Source organism: Shouchella oshimensis (assembly GCF_002019765.1).
In the GTDB taxonomy this organism is placed as follows: domain Bacteria; phylum Bacillota; class Bacilli; order Bacillales; family Bacillaceae_D; genus Shouchella; species Shouchella oshimensis.
Genome location: NZ_KV917380.1, coordinates 1,846,406 through 1,864,632 on the forward strand (window position 1 = coordinate 1,846,406; position 18,227 = coordinate 1,864,632).

Here is an 18,227-nt window from a genome sequence, read left to right on the forward strand (position 1 = left end):
TGATTAACAAATGTGAAACATTTAAACCAACAATTGGATAGCAAGGGAGGTGTAACGATGCCAAGCATTGAATTAAATCTCTTGGTTCTAAGCCTCATTGTACTTGCTTTCTCTGTAGTTTTTGCAGTTGTTGGATATCTTGTTCGAAAATCAATCGCTGAACGGAAAATTTCAAGTGCGGAGCAAGCAGCAAAGCAAATTATTGATGATGCGACGCGTGAAGCAGAAACGAACAAAAAAGAAGCGATTCTCGAAGTGAAAGACGAGGTTCACAAGCTAAGAAGTGATGCAGAACGCGACGTACGTGAGCGAAGAAATGAGATTCAGAAACAAGAGCATCGTTTGGTTCAAAAAGAAGAGATTCTAGATCGGAAAAGTGAAACTCTCGATAAGAAAGAAGAGTCATTAGAAAAACGGGAGGAATCTCTCGCCAAAAAACAACGACAAGTTGAAGAGATGGAAAGTAAAATGAGCCAGCTGCTGCTGGACCAAAAACAAGAATTAGAGCGGGTGTCTGGCTTAAGCCGAGAAGAAGCACGAATGATCATACGCCAAGAAGTTGAGCAAGAAGTAGCTCAAGAATCAGCACTTCTCATTAAAGAGAAGTTAGCTGAAGCAAAAGAAACGGCGGACAAGCGATCGAAAGAAATTCTTTCTCTCGCTATTCAACGTTGCTCAGCAGATCATGTTGCCGAAACAACAGTTTCAGTAGTGAATTTGCCGAACGACGAAATGAAAGGCCGCATTATCGGACGCGAAGGTCGTAACATTCGAGCTCTTGAGACGTTAACGGGTATTGATTTAATTATTGATGATACACCGGAAGCGGTTATTCTTTCTGGCTTTGATCCAATTCGTCGTGAAATTGCACGATCTGCGTTAGAGAAGCTTGTGCAAGACGGTCGAATTCATCCAGCTCGAATTGAAGAAATGGTCGATAAATCAAGAAGAGAAGTCGATGAAACGATTCGCGAATATGGGGAACAAACAACATTTGAAGTAGGCGTTCATGGTCTTCATCCTGATTTAATAAAGATTTTAGGTCGACTTCGTTTCCGCACAAGCTATGGTCAAAATGTCTTAAAACATTCAATGGAAGTCGCTCATTTAACCGGCTTAATGGCCGCTGAACTTGGTGAGGATGTTAAATTAGCGAAGCGTGCTGGTTTATTGCACGACATTGGGAAAGCTATTGATCATGAAGTGGAAGGAAGCCATGTTGAAATTGGTGTTGAGCTTGGAACGAAGTACAAGGAGCATCCAGTTGTGATCAACGCGATTGCTTCCCACCACGGCGATGTAGAAGCGACATCCATTATTTCTACGCTTGTTGCAGCAGCAGATGCATTGTCAGCTGCTCGACCTGGCGCTAGACGCGAAACCCTTGAAACATATATTCGAAGATTAGAGAAGCTAGAAGAGATCTCTGAATCATTCGATGGTGTTGAGAAGACGTTTGCCATCCAAGCCGGTCGAGAGGTACGCATTATGGTAAGACCTGATGTGGTGGATGACGCGCTAGCTCACAGTCTTGCTAGGGACATTACGAAGAAGATTGAGCAAGAGCTAGATTATCCAGGACACATTCGTGTGACTGTCATTCGTGAAACTCGCGCAGTTGAATATGCTAAATAAAGTGGCGAAAGCCACTTTATTTTTTTGGAAATCAAAAGGAAAGTAGGGGTTTTTTGAAGATTTTATTTATTGGTGATGTTGTTGGTTCTCCTGGTAGAGAGATGATCACTAAACATATAAAAGGGTTAAAGCAAGAGCATCGACCGACAGTGACAATTATAAATGGCGAAAATGCAGCCCATGGAAAAGGGATTACAGAGAAAATTTACAAAGGGTTTTTAGCTGAAGGAGCCCAGGTTGTGACACTCGGAAATCATTCTTGGGATAAGAAAGAGATCTTTTCGTTTATAGATGATGCAACGGCTCTCGTTCGTCCAGCAAACTATCCTGAAGGAACACCAGGTGTTGGCTATCGAATCATTCAAATTAATCAAGTTAAGCTGGCTGTAATTAATTTACTTGGACGAACGTTTATGAACCCGGTTGATTGTCCATTTAAGAAAGTGGATGACATTTTAGCTGAAATCAATGGTGAAGCTGATGTTATTTTTGTTGATTTTCATGCTGAAACAACGAGTGAAAAACAAGCGATGGGTTGGTATTTAGATGGTCGTGTAAGTGCTGTAATCGGGACACATACGCATGTCCAAACGGCTGATGAACGGATTCTTCCTCAAGGGACGGCCTATTTATCAGATGTTGGTATGACAGGCCCTCTTGATGGAATTTTAGGGATGGATCGTCACGCTGTCCTGCATAAATTTCTAACGAGTATGCCGGTTCGCTTTGAGGTCGCAGAAGGTAAAAGACAGTTAAATGCATGCATCATTACTATTAACGATAAGACGATGAATGCAACGAGCATTAAGAGAATTACACGAACAGACGAACAAACCATTTATTAAGGCATATCTGTCCCTCTAAGCAAATATAGATGTAATAAGGCAGACAGCCTGTTAGACATCATCCATTCGATTTTGAATTGATCGAACTGTTATTTGCTTAAGGAGGGGTAGAAATGGAAGTGTTAAAAGTATCAGCAAAATCGACACCAAATTCAGTAGCAGGAGCTTTGGCAGGCGTTATTCGTGAGCGAGGTGCCGCAGAGATTCAAGCGATTGGTGCAGGCGCACTCAATCAGTCTATAAAAGCAGTTGCCATTGCAAGAGGATTTGTTGCCCCGAGTGGGATTGATCTCGTTTGTATTCCGGCATTCACGGATATAGAGATTGAAGGGGAAGAGCGAACAGCTATTAAGCTTATTATTGAACCGCGTTAAAAAGAGAGGAGGTGTCCATGACATCTCCTCTCTTTTTTTAAGATAATCTTGTTTGATGGTTTGTTTGGATCGTAATGGCAGAATCAAGAGACGTTCGTGGTGTATAGCCACTGCTTGAAAAGGTACGCACAAAAGTAAAGTTTAACCGTGTTACTTGAGGAAGTAAATGAGCCTCGGTAGTCGCACCAGGACGTCGCATACGATTTAAATGATAGATGATTTCTTCAGATGAACGAATAGCAATGCCGTGACCGTAATAGAGATTTTCATTGAGCTTTATAACATTTTCTCCACGCCACACTGAGTGCTGAGGTGCAAAATCAGGGTTATCAAAATAAAGACAATCTCCGATTACATAGTCTGTTCCTGCTCGTGTTTCTAACTGCAAATCTTCATCATGCTCCCATGAATATAGGTAGAGTTGCTGAAACAATTGATCAAAGGATCGTTGATCAATGGAGTCTTTTACTGCTTTATAAAAAATAATAATTATGGCGGTTGCACACTCAAAGCCATATAGCTGCCCATTTTGAAAGATATCCTCTATTGCGTCAGACGGGCGGACATAAGGATTCAATTGAAAAGCCCCATTCGGCATTCGTCTCCAAAAGCGAGGATTACAAGTTGAGCGCATAAATGATTCAAAACGGGCTCCACTTTGCAATAAGCCAATAGAAGCTTGAATCGTATGTTTTCGTAACGCAACTTCGAAACTTAATTCTTGTAAAGATGCATAATTGTAGGAGACGCTTTGACTAGCCAAACTTTGAATAATAGCCGTTTCGATTTGGGATAAAGCTGGTAAAGAAGATGTATTTAACGGTTTCTCTTGAATGGTTATCATCGTAGATCCCTCCAATGATGTGTGCACGATTACTATTAATCAATGATTCATTAAACGAAATTATGCGCATGAAGCGCGATTGAAAAGGAAAAGAACGGTTGTCATTGTGTTCTACCGCTTTGCCACGTATAATATGGAGGGAATGGATTGTTGGCACGAAAGGAGAGCAATAGAAATGTCTGATCAAAAGAAGGCGAAAGATTACAGCCATTACTTTGATTTTAGTGATGCACGGATTATATCAGAAGATGATGAAAAAAAGGTAGTTAAAATAAAAGGTAGAGACATTACAATTTATGATCAACCGAACTATCGCTCTGGTCGTAAACGAAAGCGTGAAGAGGTTCAAGTGATTCGACCGGATCACATTGTGCCATCTGAGTTGGCGAATCTCGGAAAAGGGAAGAAATTTCTGATTCGTACATACGGTTGCCAAATGAATGTACACGATTCAGAGAATATGTCAGGAATGCTGTTGGAAATGGGCTTTGAAGAGACAACTGAAACGAGTGAAGCGGATGTTATTCTTCTTAACACATGTGCCATTCGTGAGAACGCTGAAAATAAAGTGTTTGGAGAGATTGGTCATTTAAAGCCGTTAAAATTAGAGAAACCTGAGCTTATAATTGGTGTTTGTGGTTGTATGTCACAAGAAGAATCGGTTGTCAGTCGCATTCTTCAGAAACATCAGCACATTGATTTGATTTTTGGTACGCATAACATTCACCGCTTGCCTACTCTTCTACAAGGAGCCATTTTTGGAAAAGAAATGGTCGTTGAAGTATGGTCAAAAGAAGGCGACGTTGTGGAAAATATGCCGCGAAAACGGCAAAATAAAACGCAAGCTTGGGTAAACATTATGTACGGGTGCGATAAATTTTGTACGTACTGTATTGTGCCTTATACACGAGGAAAAGAACGAAGTCGTTTGCCAGAGGATATTATAAACGAAGTACGTGACTTAGCTCGCCAAGGATACAAAGAAGTAACATTACTAGGACAAAACGTGAACGCTTACGGCAAAGATCTTCCTGGTGACTACGGTGGTCTTGGAGAACTAATGGATGCGATCCATAAAATCGATATACCTCGGGTTCGGTTTACGACAAGCCATCCAAGAGACTTTGACGATCATTTAATTGAGGTTTTAGCTCAAGGTGGAAACTTAGTTGAACACATTCACCTACCAGTTCAACACGGCAATACAGAGATTTTAAAACTAATGGGAAGGAAGTACTCACGAGAGCAATATGTGACCCTGGCAAGCAAAATTAAAAAAGCCATTCCGAATGCTTCGTTCACAACAGATTTAATTGTTGGGTTCCCAAATGAAACAGACGAACAATTTGAGGACATGCTGACATTAGTCGAAGAGATGCAGTTTGATGCAGCCTTTACGTATATTTATTCTCCTCGTGAAGGTACGCCTGCTGCACGAATGGAAGATAATGTACCGATGGAAACGAAAAAGAAACGTCTCGCGCGTTTAAATGCCCTTGTAAACAGCATATCTGAGAAACGAAACTTAGATTATCAAGATCAAGTAGTTGAAGTTCTTGTAGAGGGCGAAAGTAAGAAAAACCCTGATGTATTAGCTGGAAGAACGCGAACAAATCGATTAGTAAACTTTGTTGGTCCTAAATCTGTTATTGGTGAGATTGTCTATATTCAAGTAACAGAGGCTAAAACATGGTCTCTTAATGGAAAAATGATTGAAACAGCGGAGGTGCGTGTGTAATGAGCACACTGTATACACGAAAAGACATTCGGGAAAAAGCAAAAGAACTGGCAACGATGCTTGCACAAACAGAAGAGGTTGATTTCTTTAAACGAGCAGAAAAGAAAATCAATGAGCATTTGCGTGTGCAAGAAATGATCGCTGAGATTAAAAAGCACCAAAAGGAAGCTGTTAATTTACGTCATTACGGTAAATTAGAAGCAATGAAAGAAGTAGAAGCAAAAATTGATGAGCTTCACAATCAAATTGATGAAATTCCGCTCGTTCAAGAATTTAAACGTAGCCAAATTGAAGTAAATGAACTACTACAAGTGATAACCAACACCGTTTCCAAACGTGTGACAGATGAGATTGTTCGTTCAATGGACGGAGATGTTATGCGTGGCACAACGACGAAAAGCCCCTTTCATCAGTGCTAACCTAGGAACACCCTAATAATTTTTATTAGGGTGTTTTTTGCTGGTCTAAACAAGTCATGGTGCACATAGCTTAATAGAGAAGCGTGTATCTAAAGCCACGCAGAACGGATAAAGAGTGCTGACTGCATAGGCTTTAGGTGAATTGTGAATGGAGGGAACAAGATGGCAGATCCAAGAAGTTCATCAAGTTATCGTGAAATTATTACGAAAGCGGTCTGTGGAAAAGGACGGAAATTCTCTGAAGCTACTCATCATATTCGACCGACAGAGCGTCCTTCAAGTATTTTAGGGTGCTGGATCATTAATCATACGTATAGTGCAAAGAAACGTGGAGACAACATTGAAGTAAGCGGAACGTACGATATTAACGTCTGGTATTCATATGGAAACAATACAAAAACAGAGGTAGCGACTCAAACCGTATCTTACACGGATATTGTTCCTTTATCGATGAAAGATGAGAATGTCATTTCTGAGGAGCTTGATGTTGTTGCAAAAGCTGTCCAACAACCAAACACATTAGAAGCAGTCATTAGTGAAAATGGTCATTCCGTAGATGTTCAAGTAGAGCGAGAGTTTGTAGTAGAGTGTATTGGAGAGACAAAAGTAGCTGTTGCAGTGAATCCAGAGGGAGTGATTGAAGAGTATCCACTAGATGCTTTAGGCAGTGACTTATCTGATGATGATTATGAACAAATTGATCCGAATTTTTTACAAGAAGAAGTTGATAAATCCTAAGCCGAGCTGCATGATACAGCTGGCTTTTTTTTCTTGAATGAAGGGAGACCCTTTACTATGATATAATGACGTAAGATTTTAGGATTAACGGAGGCACGTATAGAATGACGCCAATGATGAAGCAATACTTAGAGATAAAAGAACACTACCAAGATGCGATTCTCTTTTTTAGATTAGGTGACTTCTATGAAATGTTCTATGAAGATGCTCAGACAGCAGCGAAAGAATTAGAAATTACCCTAACAGGTAGAGGTCAAGGAGAAGATCGTATCCCGATGTGCGGTGTCCCGCATCATTCAGCTGATAATTATATGACCCAATTAATTGATAAAGGCTACAAAGTTGCCATTTGTGAGCAAGTAGAAGACCCTAAAATGGTTAAAGGCGTCGTTAAACGCGAAGTGACAAAATTATTAACCCCTGGAACACTCATGAACAGCAAGCTATTATCAGAAAGAGAAAATAATTTTTTAGTTGCGATTGCAGTTGCAGACGATACGTTTGGAGTAGCTCGATGTGATTTATCGACTGGAGAAAGTGATGTCACGCTTATTAATGGTACGTTGGATGATTTATTAGATGAGATTGCTACAAGTCGCTCTAAGGAAGTTGTTGCGCCTTTTGAAGTGGAAGAACTGTTGAATGCTTCTTTCGCCCATAATCGTTCTATGCTCATTTCTTATCGGCAGTATGAAGAGCCACTAGATGAATATCAACATCTGCTTACGAACATTGACCATCCTGTTTTACAGAAAGCATACTTTCGGTTACTTCATTATTTAGTAGAAACCCAGAAGCAATCTTTGCACCATCTTCAACAAGCTACATTCCTATCAACAGATGATTATTTGAAATTGGATATTCACGCAAAACGAAATTTAGAACTAGTGGAAACTTTGAGAGAAAAGAAAAAGCAAGGATCGCTCTTGTCTGTTATTGATCAAACGGTTACGTCCATGGGGGGGCGCTTAATGCGACAATGGATGGACCGACCACTTGTGCGACCTAGAGCAATCCGAGAGCGCCAAGAGATTGTTGAGCAATTTTATCATGCTTTTTTTGAACGGGAAGCGCTAAGGGACTTATTAAAAGAAGTGTATGATATAGAGCGTTTAGCTGCTCGTATTGCCTATGGAAGTGTAAACGCGAGAGAACTTGTACAGCTTAAGCGATCTTTGAAAAAGCTACCTGATATAAAAGCCCAATTAGACAGTTTAGCGATTAATAAAAATTGGCTACAATCTATTGAAACATATGAAACTCTTGTTCATTTATTAACGAACAGTATAGTGGAAGACCCGCCAATTTCGCTAACCGATGGCGGCATTCTTATTGATGGCTATAATGAAGAGCTTGATCGCTACCGTGATGCGAGTAAAAATGGAAAACAGTGGATTGCACAACTGGAACAACAAGAACGAGAATTTACTGGAATTCGCTCATTAAAAGTCGGTTATAACAAAGTCTTTGGCTACTATATTGAAGTATCACGAGCGAATACCCACCTATTACCAGAAGGAAGGTATGAGCGTAAGCAAACGTTAACAAACGCAGAACGCTATATTACGCCTGAACTTAAAGAGAAAGAAGCATTAATACTAGAGGCAGAAGAATCGCTTACAGAACTAGAATATCAATTGTTTATCGATATTCGTACAATTGTGCAAGAGTATGTACCATCTTTGCAAAAACTGGCTACAGAAATTAGTGAAATGGATGTACTTGCAAGCTTTGCGATGGTAGCCGAAAAACAACAATACGTAAAACCAAATGTAACGGAAACACGTCAAATTGATATCATTCAAGGTCGGCACCCAGTGGTTGAAACCGTGATTCAGCGGGGAACATATGTTGAAAATGATATTGATTTAACAGATGAGCGAGATATGTTGCTTATCACTGGACCGAATATGGGTGGTAAATCTACTTATATGCGTCAGCTTGCACTTAGCGCTATCCTAACTCAAATTGGAAGTTTTGTACCTGCGAAGAAAGCAACGATGCCAATTTTTGATCGGATCTTTACGAGAATTGGTGCCGCAGATGACTTAGCGAGTGGACAAAGTACGTTTATGGTCGAAATGATGGAAACAAAGGATGCCTTAACAAAGGCGACACCAAATAGCCTGATTATACTAGATGAAATTGGTCGTGGAACATCAACGTATGACGGGATGGCTTTAGCACAGGCTATTATCGAATACATCCATGAATCTATTGGTGCAAAGACGTTGTTCTCCACTCATTATCACGAGTTGACGGACCTGGCAAAATCCATTCCAACATTACGAAACGTCCATGTTTCTGCTGCTGAAGAAGACGGTACAGTCGTGTTTTTACATCAAATTATTGAAGGTGCAGCCGATCGTAGTTATGGCGTATACGTTGCAGAACTGGCTGGCTTACCTGATTCTGTAACAAAACGAGCAAATGAATTGTTGCTGACGTTTGAAGCAAAACCAACAAATGCTACACAACAGCATACAGTCACTCACGAAGAATTGGCTGCCACTTACGAAGAGGCCGAGCAATTAAGTTTGTTTCAAATAAAAGAAGAGAAAAAGGATGGCAAAACAAAAAAAGAACAAAGCGTTTTAAAGGCGTTACAGGAATTAGATTTGTTGCACGTCACACCATTTGACGTCATCAAAAAGGTGAACGAATGGCAAATGCAGTTAAGAAAGAAATGAGGTGTGTGCAGTGAAAGTCATTCGCCAGTTACATGATTCTTTATCAAATAAAATAGCCGCTGGGGAAGTGGTTGAACGTCCTGCCTCTATTGTGAAAGAACTAATAGAAAATGCTATTGATGCGGGTGCAACGGACATTTTGATTGAAATTGTAGAGGGCGGTATGGAATCGATTCGTATTGTTGATAATGGACATGGCATTCCTTCAGATCAAGTGGAGACGGCATTTTTACGCCATGCCACTTCAAAAATACAAAACGATCGCGACTTGTTTTCCATTCGTACGCTAGGCTTTCGAGGAGAGGCTTTGCCAAGTATTGCGTCGGTATCGACTCTAACCGTGCAAACGAGTACGGGAACACAAGGAGTAGAGTTAACCTTACACGGGGGTGAAGTGATTCAACGACAGCCATCGAGTGCGAAAAAAGGGACAAGCATCGTTATTAAAGATTTATTTTATAATACACCGGCACGATTAAAGTATTTAAAAACAAAATTGACTGAATCTGGTCATGTAAGTGATGTTGTCAATCGAATGGCGTTGGCCTACCCTGCTATTTCTTTTCACTACACAAGTGATGGTAAAACGATTTTAAACACAACTGGAAACGACCGACTCTTACAAGTTGTGGCTGAAGTGTATGGTCGTCAAACTGCTTCAATGATGGTGCCGATTGAAGGGAAGTCCCTTGATTATACGGTGTCTGGTTATGTGGCTAAGCCAGAACTAACTCGAGCGAGTCGACAATACATGTCCATCTTTATTAATGGGCGCTATATTCGTAACTATAAGTTGGCGCAAGCCATCCAACAAGGATATCATACGTTGTTGCCGATTGGTCGTTATCCATTAGCAATAGTGAAAATTGAAATGGACCCAACATTAATTGATGTGAACGTACACCCATCGAAGCTTGAAGTGCGGCTCAGTAAAGAAGAGGCACTTGGCGACGTAATGACGACTGCAATTAAAGAAGTATTTTCACAGGAAACATTAATTCCACAATCACCAAAGCCAGTAGTCGAGAAGCAAACGTCACAACAACTGGCATTTTCCTTACGCTACCAAGACCGAGCAGAAGTGCCACAGGAAACACATGCAGCGGTTCATGAAGAAACTGATTCGTATAAAGAGAAACCGTCGAGTCATGTTGCTTCGCTGAGAACGACTGCTAAGACTGAGGAACCAGTTGCGATGCCAGAACAGCACTTCCATCAACAAAAGGAAGGTCAAGCTGAAAAGGAGCAATTGCTTGAAGCAACGCCAGTGGTTCAATCTGAAGTCAAACAAGATGAACCTGAAGAAACAATCAATGCGTCAACCATTCCGCCTTTGTACCCAGTTGGACAAATGCATGGAACCTACATCGTTGCACAAAACGATAACGGGATGTACTTAATAGATCAACATGCCGCACAGGAACGGATTAAATATGAATATTTTCGTAAAAAACTAAGTGAGCCATCGCCAACGTTACAAGATTTACTCGTACCACTGACACTTGAATTTACCGCCAGAGAAGCAGCTATGATTCAAGAATCACAAGAGAAATTAGAAGCGGTAGGGTTATCCCTTGAGCCATTTGGTCATCATACGTATGTTGTGCGGTCCCACCCAACCTGGTTTCCAAAGGGAGAAGAAGAGTCGTCTATTCGGGAAATTATAGACCAGTTGCTTGGGACTAAACGAATTGACTTGTACCGGTTACGTGAAGAAGCAGCTATTTTAATGAGCTGCAAAGCGGCAATTAAAGCGAATCGGCATTTGCGGCATGATGAGATATTTGAACTGTTGGAAACGTTAAGACGATGTGAAGAGCCTTATACATGTCCACATGGTCGTCCGATTTTGGTTCATTTCTCCACCTATGAACTAGAAAAAATGTTTAAACGTGTAATGTAAGGGGCAAACAAACGTGATTGTAACAACAGCAAGAAAGCAAGTGGATCGTTTAAAAGAGGAAGCGATGTCTTATTTACCATCACTTAACGGTACGTTTATTGATCGAGATGATCGCGCCATCGAAGATTTTTATTTAGAATTTGGTGAACAGCCCTTGTTAATTGTTGCGAAAGACAAACTAATTTTGCATAAACAACAAGGGGCCGAGCCGTTTTATTATCACCCGAATGGTGCTTTTCTACGCTACAAACAATGGCGAAACTCAGGCAATGATCCTTTTCTAGCCGCAACAGAGTTACATCCAGGAGACACCTTTATTGATGCTACACTCGGTATGGGAGCAGATGCTACAATGGCACAATTGGCAGTCGGTCACAACGGAAAGGTTGTTGGATTAGAAGCCAATCCTTATGTAGCATTTGTCGTCGGTCATGGTCTTGCAAATTGGCGTGGAGGCGATGATCGTTTTAACGATGCTCTAAGGCAGATAAACGTCACGAATACAGATAATCTCTCTTATTTGCAAAATAGCGAGTCTAAAAGTGTGGATGTTGTTTACTTTGATCCGATGTTTGATGTTCGTTTACACTCTCCTGGTATAGCAGGGCTAAAACAATTTGCATCCTACCAATCGTTAACAGCCACTATGGTTGAAGAAGCAAAACGAGTTGCGCGAAAAAAAGTCGTTTTAAAAAACCACACGAAAAGTGATTTGTTTGCAACGTTCGGTTTTTCAGTAGAAAAACGAGTAAATGCATCGTTTCAATATGGGATTATTAATCGATGAATGAGAGAGTGGAAGGAAGTATTTTATTGAATAAAGAGCCATTAATTGCAGTTGTTGGGCCAACCGCAGTCGGAAAAACCGAATTAAGTATTCGTTTAGCCGAGACGTTACAAGGTGAAATCATTAATGCTGATTCTATGCAAGTGTATCAGGATATGACGATTGGAACGGCGAAGCCAACTGATGCAGAGAGAGCACGTGTACCTCACCATTTAATTGATATGCTGCACCCAACGGAGCCATGGACAGTTTCGAGCTTTCAAGACCGTGCACTAGCAGCAATCTCGAATGTAAAGGCCAAAGGCAAAATGCCAATCATGGTTGGCGGTACAGGTTTGTACGTCCAAGCTATTACCCATCACTTATCGTTCTCTAAAGCCGAAAGTGATCCAGCATATAGACAAGAGCTTGAAACATTCGCTAAAAAACAGGGAGGGACTGCTCTATTTCAGCTACTTGTAGAGAAGGACCCAAAAGCAGCTGAATCCATTCATCCTCACAATGAACGACGTGTCATCCGTGCTTTAGAAGTCCTTCACACTACAGGTTGTCGTTTTTCTGAAAGGGAGGAAGAACAATCGGTGCCTCGTTTTCATAGTGCGTTAATTGGTCTAACAATGGATAGAGAGCTTCTTTATAGTCGTATAAATCAGCGTGTAGATCGTATGATGGAGCTAGGGCTTGTTGAAGAAGTAGAGGCTTTGTATAAAGCAGGCATTAAAGGTCAAGCCATTCAAGCAATTGGGTACAAAGAATTGTATGCTTACTTTAATCAAGAACAATCATTGTCACAAGCGATTGAGCAAATTAAAACTCGATCGCGTCAATATGCAAAAAGACAACTCACTTGGTTTAAAAATAAAAGTCAGGCAGAATGGTTTGATGTTACGTCCCAAACAATTGAAGAAATTTTACCGAAAGTCGTCGATTTTTCTTGCAGGAAATTCAAGAATGGACTCGAATAACTAAGATAGAAACATATAGAGAGAGAGGGGCTATCGTTATGAAGTCAACGGTGAATATTCAAGATCAATTTTTAAATCAATTAAGAAAGGAATCGATTCCAGTCACGATGTTTTTATTAAATGGGTTTCAGCTTCGTGGCACAATAAAGGGATTTGACAACTTTACAGTCATTATTGAAACAGAAGGAAAGCAGCAGCTTGTATATAAGCATGCCATTTCAACATTTGCACCGCAAAAAAATGTCCAATTAAAAAGTGAAACGGACGTATAAAAGAATAAAAAAGATCTCTGAACCATGGTTCAAGAGATCTTTTTTATTGATTTGGAAGTAAAAGCGCCTTTTCTTTTGTCGTTAATCGGGAAACTGTCAGTACATAACGGCGAAGAGACAACGGGCTTTTTAATCCGAGTTTACGCTGTAGCTGATGATCATGCCCAGAGTGGAGCAATGATCGCAGTAAATACGAATTACGAAAATGCTGTGCAGAAATGCCTTTCCGTAAATGGGCACGTGCAACTTCTGTGCGAATCATTTTTTGAAGGGCAATGGCAGTTAACGCTTTAGGGCGATCGTTTTCATAAGACCAGTGATAGGTTCGCCTTGTAAAATCAAACGCAACAAAGAATGAGTCATCTGTATGCATTCGAGGGCGAACAGGTTCTGGGATGCTACTCCAATAAACATAAAGTTGTTTAGCGTGGTCATCCTCTAACGTTAGTGTTCGTTTGGATGCATCTAAACCCACAATAATGGTCTGTTGAATAAAAGATGTATCCTTCATTGTTAGTGCACATGCTTCACTTAATGTGATGCCATAATTCGTTAAAAGCAGCAAAATGGTATAATTTCGTTCTGTTAATTGTGGTCGAGCTATCCGTTGGTTCTCTGTTAACCCTCGTTCTGAATGGCTTGTTTTAAGCAGAATGGATGTTTCCTTTTGACTAATCCACTCATTCCTATTTAATGGTTCAAGGTTTAATAATGGTGGTTCGTGATGAAGTAACGGGTGATCTTGTAAGAAGCCTTCTTCAAGTAAAAACAGCGCAAAGCGACGAAGTACAGAAGAGATTCGGCGGATTGTGCGTACTTTATATTGACGTGACATCAGCAAGTGATGATAGAACGCTTCCACTTCTTCTGTTGTTAACGTATGAAAGGGCTTTTCTTCTAACCATTGAAAGAAATCAAGCAAATCATAGTCATAGCGACGAATCGTAGCCTGTTTTCTCCCTTTTAGAGCAAGTTGATCTAAAAACACGTTTTTCCACGACAATAGATCCATCCAACTCCCCCTTTTCTTTAAATTTTAACAAAGATCGTGTAAATGTCTATGGGAAGGATTAGAGGCATGGTTTTTCTGCTGTAGCCATAAGATAAAGAAGAGGATGCATCGTTTGGGTGTTTATCACGCATTGTCTTCTTACACGTATAGTAGTAGGAGTGATAAGGTTTCAAGGGAGGTCTTACTAGCCATGTCAAATCATCAAATGAAGAATAATGCGCGGATTAACGTCGTGTTAAATAAATCTCCTGAAAAGCGTGCGAGCACAGATTGGTTTGTGTCAGTTGAAGAAAAAGAAAAGCATGAAGTTCTCGTTCGATTTGAACAGAAACTTGCAAACTATATCGGCTTAAAAGAGATAAAAGCGCTTGTGAAAGAACTGTACGCATGGATTTACATTAGTGAACGACGAAAGGAAGTTGGCTTAAAATCACCGAAACAAGTGTTGCACATGATTTTTAAAGGCAATCCCGGCACTGGCAAGACAACGGTTGCTCGGCTTATTGCTTCTTTTTTACATGAAATGAATGTTCTTTCAAAAGGGCACTTTATTGAAATGGAGCGAGCTGACCTTGTTGGTGAGTATATTGGGCACACTGCGCAGAAAACAAGGGATGTCTTAAAGCAAGCTCAAGGAGGTGTTCTTTTCATTGATGAAGCGTACTCTCTTTCTAGAGGCGGGGAAAAAGACTTTGGCAAAGAAGCGATTGATACACTCGTTCGAGGAATGGAAAATCATGCAAATGAATTTGTGCTTATATTAGCTGGTTATTCTAAAGAAATGGATTTCTTTCTGTCCCTAAACCCAGGCTTGCCGTCTCGTTTTCCAATCTCAATTACGTTCCCTAACTATTCGGTAGAAGAACTGATTGAAATGCTCATTGGAATGGCGAAAGAACGAGACTATACGATTGAAAAAGAGGCATTGAACCGCTGTCGTGAGCATATTAAAACGGTGCTAGTAGAGGAAACGTATGCGTTTAGTAACGGACGTTATATAAGGAATCTGGTGGAAGAAGCCATTCGTCTTCAAGCGGTTCGGGTGTTAAAAGAAGATAAGTTTACAAAAGCAGAACTTGAGACATTACGAAAAGAAGATTTCACATTTAGGAAATAAGATGCGTGTCATTGCGCCATTTTATTTCTTTCTTTTTTAGGACGTGATAAGCTTAAGAGGATTGAATTTAATTAGGAGAGACACAACGTATGGAATCATTATTTTCAAAAGAAGTTAGTGCGCTTGTCAAACGAGCAGAAGACAAAATAAAGTCGATTCATGAACAGGTGGATGACGTTGCTCTAGTTAATCAGAACCGAGTGATGGAAAGTTTTGCGACCCATCAAGTCGCCGATTTTCATTTCACTCCTTCAACAGGTTATGGATATGATGATGCAGGGCGAGAGACGTTAGAAGCAATTTATGCAGATGTGTTTGGAGGAGAAGCGAGTTTAGTCCGCCATCAGCTTGTTTCTGGTACACACGCCATAGCTGTAGCGCTTTTTGGTCTATTACGTCCTGGAGATGAATTGCTATACATTAGCGGAACGCCTTATGATACCCTCGAGGAAATTGTCGGTATTCGAGGAAATGGTAAGGGCTCGCTGCGTGATTATTCAATTGGCTACAACAAAGTTGATCTTATGAACGGTAAAATGGACAAGCAAGGTATTCGAAACGCGATTCATGCACAGACGAAAGTAATAGGAATTCAGCGTTCACGAGGGTATGGAGATCGTCCCTCCTTTACGATTGCTGAACTAGCAGATATTATCGCTTACGTAAAGTCAATAAAAGAAGATGTGATCGTGTTTGTAGATAATTGTTATGGAGAGTTTGTTGAAACAAAAGAGCCTTGTCACGTTGGTGCTGATCTAATGGCAGGTTCGTTAATTAAAAATCCAGGTGGCGGCATCGCTAAATCTGGTGGGTACATTGTTGGGAAGCAGAATTTTGTAGAGTTAGCCTCCTATCGTTTAGCTGCACCGGGCATCGGTGCTGAAGGAGGGGCAACACTTGGGACACTTACAGACATGTATCAAGGCTTCTTTTTAGCCCCACACGTGGTCGCCCAAAGCGTGAAAGGTGCTCATTTTACAGCTGCTTTATTAGAGGACGTAGGGATGAAGACATCACCTCGTTGGAGTCAAACACGCACAGATTTAATTCAAGCGGTCTATTTTGATACAGCTGAGCAAATGGTTGCCTTTTGTCAGTCCATTCAGCACACATCTCCTGTGAATGCCCACGTCACACCAACACCGAGCTATATGCCAGGTTATGAAGATGATGTGATTATGGCGGCAGGTACATTTGTTCAAGGTGCAAGTATCGAATTAACCGCTGATGGTCCACTGCGACCGCCATTTACTGCTTATGTTCAAGGTGGCTTAACCTATGAACATGTAAAGCTTGCTGTTACGAAAGCAGTAGAAAAGACGTTTAGCAACCATTGGGAAAAGGAAGACAGGAAATAAGGACTTTTCTTGACGAACAAAAAAGCCTTTAGTACGATACGTACATAGCTTATCGTTTAAAAGTCATGTAAAAAGGAGTTTATGTCCTTTTCTACATATAAAAACAGAGTGAGAGGAGCAAATGCGTTGCCAAATTATTCAAGAGAAGACATTGTTCGCATTGCACAAGACGAAAATGTACGCTTTATTCGTCTACAATTTACAGACTTACTAGGAACGATTAAAAACGTAGAAATTCCAGTGGACCAGCTTTCAAAAGCGCTGGATAACAAGATGATGTTTGATGGATCTTCTATCGAGGGATTTGTAAGAATTGAAGAATCAGATATGTACCTTTACCCGGATTTAGATACGTGGGTCATCTTCCCATGGACACCGGAAAAAGGGAAAGTAGCACGATTAATTTGCGATATTTATCAACCAGGTAAACCAGGAGAAGAGCCAACACCATTTGATGGAGATCCACGTGGAATTCTTAAGCGGGTGTTAAAACAAGCTGAAGAATTAGGCTTCACAGGTTTTAACATTGGCCCAGAGCCGGAGTTCTTCTTATTTAAAAATGACGAAAAAGGCGAGCCGACCCTTGAGTTAAATGATAAAGGTGGCTACTTTGACTTAGCACCAACTGATCTTGGTGAAAACTGTCGTCGTGACATCGTACTAGAACTAGAAGACATGGGCTTTGATATTGAAGCCTCTCACCATGAGGTTGCACCTGGTCAGCACGAAATCGATTTTAAATACGCCGATGCGATTACAGCATGCGACAACATTCAGACGTTTAAGCTTGTCGTTAAAACCATTGCTCGTAAGCATGGTCTTCACGCAACATTTATGCCGAAACCGTTGTTTGGTGTTAACGGCTCTGGAATGCATTTAAACATGTCGCTCTTTACGAAAGAGGGCAACGCGTTCTATGACGAGAAAACTGAAAGTCAGTTAAGCAAAACAGCTATGCAGTTTTTAAGTGGGATTTTGGAACATGCTGAAGGGTTTACAGCCATTACGAATCCAATCGTTAACTCGTATAAGCGTCTAGTACCAGGCTACGAAGCACCCGTTTATATTGCTTGGTCAATGCGTAATCGTTCGCCACTTATTCGAATTCCGTCTTCACGCGGTGTATCAACACGTATTGAAGTACGTAGTCCAGACCCATCTGCTAACCCGTATTTAGCGATGGCTGTTATGTTAGCGTCTGGTTTAGATGGTATCAAGCGTAAAATGACGCCTCCAGAAGCGACGGATCGAAACATTTATGTAATGAGCAAGGAAGAGCGTGTAGAAGAAGGCATTAAAGCATTGCCGGCTTCACTAGGCGAAGCGCTTGAGAGCTTAGTAAAAGACGAGACCCTCGTTCAAGCACTAGGTGAGCATGCAGTTGAACACTTTATTGAAGCGAAAGAAATTGAGTGGGATATGTTCCGTACCCAAGTCCATCCGTGGGAAAGAGAACAATTCATGCAGAACTACTAAAAGAGGAAGCCCTTGACACATCTTGTGTTGAGGGTTTTTTACTATATATGGAAG

At 40.8% G+C, this 18,227-nt stretch carries 16 protein-coding genes; 14 read left to right on the forward strand and 2 right to left on the reverse strand.

The genetic code is table 11. The features are described 5' to 3' along the window. The first annotated feature begins 57 nt into the window (after positions 1-57). The 3 genes from rny to BK583_RS09330 all read left to right on the forward strand — a co-directional run bounded on the left by rny (position 58) and on the right by BK583_RS09330 (position 2,854). Positions 58-1,635 (forward strand): ribonuclease Y, encoded by a 1,578-nt coding sequence (gene rny, locus BK583_RS09320; RefSeq protein ID WP_038480582.1) that lies wholly within the window; start codon positions 58-60, stop codon positions 1,633-1,635. A gap of 53 nt (positions 1,636-1,688) precedes the next feature. Continuing rightward, positions 1,689-2,480, forward strand: a complete 792-nt coding sequence (locus BK583_RS09325) for a TIGR00282 family metallophosphoesterase (protein ID WP_055737579.1) — start codon at positions 1,689-1,691, stop codon at positions 2,478-2,480. Between the two features lie 113 nt (positions 2,481-2,593). Beyond that, positions 2,594-2,854 (forward strand): stage V sporulation protein S, encoded by a 261-nt coding sequence (locus BK583_RS09330; RefSeq protein WP_035397283.1) that lies wholly within the window; start codon positions 2,594-2,596, stop codon positions 2,852-2,854. A 37-nt stretch (positions 2,855-2,891) separates the two neighbouring features. Here the strand turns inward: BK583_RS09330 and BK583_RS09335 are convergent, their stop codons facing one another. Then, positions 2,892-3,698, reverse strand: a complete 807-nt coding sequence (locus BK583_RS09335) for a protein-glutamine gamma-glutamyltransferase (protein ID WP_055737580.1) — start codon at positions 3,696-3,698, stop codon at positions 2,892-2,894. A 175-nt stretch (positions 3,699-3,873) separates the two neighbouring features. Here BK583_RS09335 and miaB point away from each other — a divergent pair, with 175 nt between their 5' ends. The 8 genes from miaB (at position 3,874) to hfq (ending at position 13,210) form a co-directional block, all read left to right on the forward strand. Continuing rightward, positions 3,874-5,436 carry a tRNA (N6-isopentenyl adenosine(37)-C2)-methylthiotransferase MiaB gene (gene miaB, locus BK583_RS09340; protein ID WP_078440100.1) on the forward strand — a complete coding sequence of 521 codons (1,563 nt, stop codon included), beginning with the start codon at positions 3,874-3,876 and terminating at the stop codon, positions 5,434-5,436. Then, a complete protein-coding gene (locus tag BK583_RS09345) occupies positions 5,436-5,855 on the forward strand; it encodes a YlbF/YmcA family competence regulator (RefSeq protein ID WP_038480574.1) in 420 nt (139 codons plus the stop codon). The genes miaB and BK583_RS09345 overlap by 1 nt, the downstream gene beginning before the upstream one ends. 162 nt (positions 5,856-6,017) lie before the next feature. Next, a complete protein-coding gene (locus BK583_RS09350; RefSeq protein WP_038480571.1) occupies positions 6,018-6,593 on the forward strand; it encodes an outer spore coat protein CotE in 576 nt (191 codons plus the stop codon). 104 nt (positions 6,594-6,697) lie between these two features. After that, a complete protein-coding gene (gene mutS / locus BK583_RS09355; protein ID WP_055737582.1) occupies positions 6,698-9,283 on the forward strand; it encodes a DNA mismatch repair protein MutS in 2,586 nt (861 codons plus the stop codon). 10 nt (positions 9,284-9,293) lie between these two features. Further along, positions 9,294-11,186: a DNA mismatch repair endonuclease MutL gene (gene mutL / locus BK583_RS09360; protein WP_055737583.1), complete on the forward strand. Its 1,893-nt coding sequence runs from the start codon at positions 9,294-9,296 to the stop codon at positions 11,184-11,186. Between the two features lie 13 nt (positions 11,187-11,199). After that, on the forward strand, positions 11,200-11,973 hold the full coding sequence (locus tag BK583_RS09365) for a class I SAM-dependent methyltransferase (protein ID WP_055737584.1): 774 nt from the start codon (positions 11,200-11,202) through the stop codon (positions 11,971-11,973). Next, positions 11,970-12,938 (forward strand): tRNA (adenosine(37)-N6)-dimethylallyltransferase MiaA, encoded by a 969-nt coding sequence (miaA, locus tag BK583_RS09370; RefSeq protein ID WP_055737585.1) that lies wholly within the window; start codon positions 11,970-11,972, stop codon positions 12,936-12,938. The genes BK583_RS09365 and miaA overlap by 4 nt, the downstream gene beginning before the upstream one ends. Before the next feature lie 38 nt (positions 12,939-12,976). Further along, positions 12,977-13,210: an RNA chaperone Hfq gene (gene hfq, locus BK583_RS09375; protein ID WP_035397294.1), complete on the forward strand. Its 234-nt coding sequence runs from the start codon at positions 12,977-12,979 to the stop codon at positions 13,208-13,210. A gap of 43 nt (positions 13,211-13,253) precedes the next feature. Here the strand turns inward: hfq and BK583_RS09380 are convergent, their stop codons facing one another. After that, entirely contained in the window at positions 13,254-14,222 is a 969-nt protein-coding gene (locus BK583_RS09380) for a tyrosine-type recombinase/integrase (RefSeq protein WP_055737586.1), read from the reverse strand. A gap of 190 nt (positions 14,223-14,412) precedes the next feature. On the opposite strand from BK583_RS09380, the gene spoVK reads away from it, so the two are divergent. From spoVK to glnA, 3 genes are all read left to right on the forward strand, one after another. Continuing rightward, complete coding sequence (gene spoVK / locus BK583_RS09385) at positions 14,413-15,339, forward strand: stage V sporulation protein K (protein ID WP_055737587.1); 927 nt, start codon at positions 14,413-14,415, stop codon at positions 15,337-15,339. Between the two features lie 89 nt (positions 15,340-15,428). After that, positions 15,429-16,697, forward strand: a complete 1,269-nt coding sequence (locus BK583_RS09390) for a methionine gamma-lyase family protein (RefSeq protein ID WP_038480557.1) — start codon at positions 15,429-15,431, stop codon at positions 16,695-16,697. A 126-nt stretch (positions 16,698-16,823) separates the two neighbouring features. Beyond that, the gene (gene glnA / locus BK583_RS09395) at positions 16,824-18,173 is read left to right on the forward strand and encodes a type I glutamate--ammonia ligase (protein WP_038480554.1); all 1,350 of its coding nucleotides are present in this window, start codon (positions 16,824-16,826) and stop codon (positions 18,171-18,173) included. Positions 18,174-18,227 lie beyond the last annotated feature (54 nt).

Coding starts and splice junctions, on each gene's coding strand:
- rny (WP_038480582.1), top strand. CDS start 58: ATGCCAAGCATTGAATTAAATCTCTTGGTTCTAAGCCTCATTGTACTT.
- BK583_RS09330 (WP_035397283.1), top strand. CDS start 2,594: ATGGAAGTGTTAAAAGTATCAGCAAAATCGACACCAAATTCAGTAGCA.
- BK583_RS09335 (WP_055737580.1), bottom strand. CDS start 3,698: ATGATAACCATTCAAGAGAAACCGTTAAATACATCTTCTTTACCAGCT.
- miaB (WP_078440100.1), top strand. CDS start 3,874: ATGTCTGATCAAAAGAAGGCGAAAGATTACAGCCATTACTTTGATTTT.
- BK583_RS09345 (WP_038480574.1), top strand. CDS start 5,436: ATGAGCACACTGTATACACGAAAAGACATTCGGGAAAAAGCAAAAGAA.
- BK583_RS09350 (WP_038480571.1), top strand. CDS start 6,018: ATGGCAGATCCAAGAAGTTCATCAAGTTATCGTGAAATTATTACGAAA.
- mutS (WP_055737582.1), top strand. CDS start 6,698: ATGACGCCAATGATGAAGCAATACTTAGAGATAAAAGAACACTACCAA.
- miaA (WP_055737585.1), top strand. CDS start 11,970: ATGAATGAGAGAGTGGAAGGAAGTATTTTATTGAATAAAGAGCCATTA.
- hfq (WP_035397294.1), top strand. CDS start 12,977: ATGAAGTCAACGGTGAATATTCAAGATCAATTTTTAAATCAATTAAGA.
- BK583_RS09380 (WP_055737586.1), bottom strand. CDS start 14,222: ATGGATCTATTGTCGTGGAAAAACGTGTTTTTAGATCAACTTGCTCTA.
- spoVK (WP_055737587.1), top strand. CDS start 14,413: ATGTCAAATCATCAAATGAAGAATAATGCGCGGATTAACGTCGTGTTA.
- BK583_RS09390 (WP_038480557.1), top strand. CDS start 15,429: ATGGAATCATTATTTTCAAAAGAAGTTAGTGCGCTTGTCAAACGAGCA.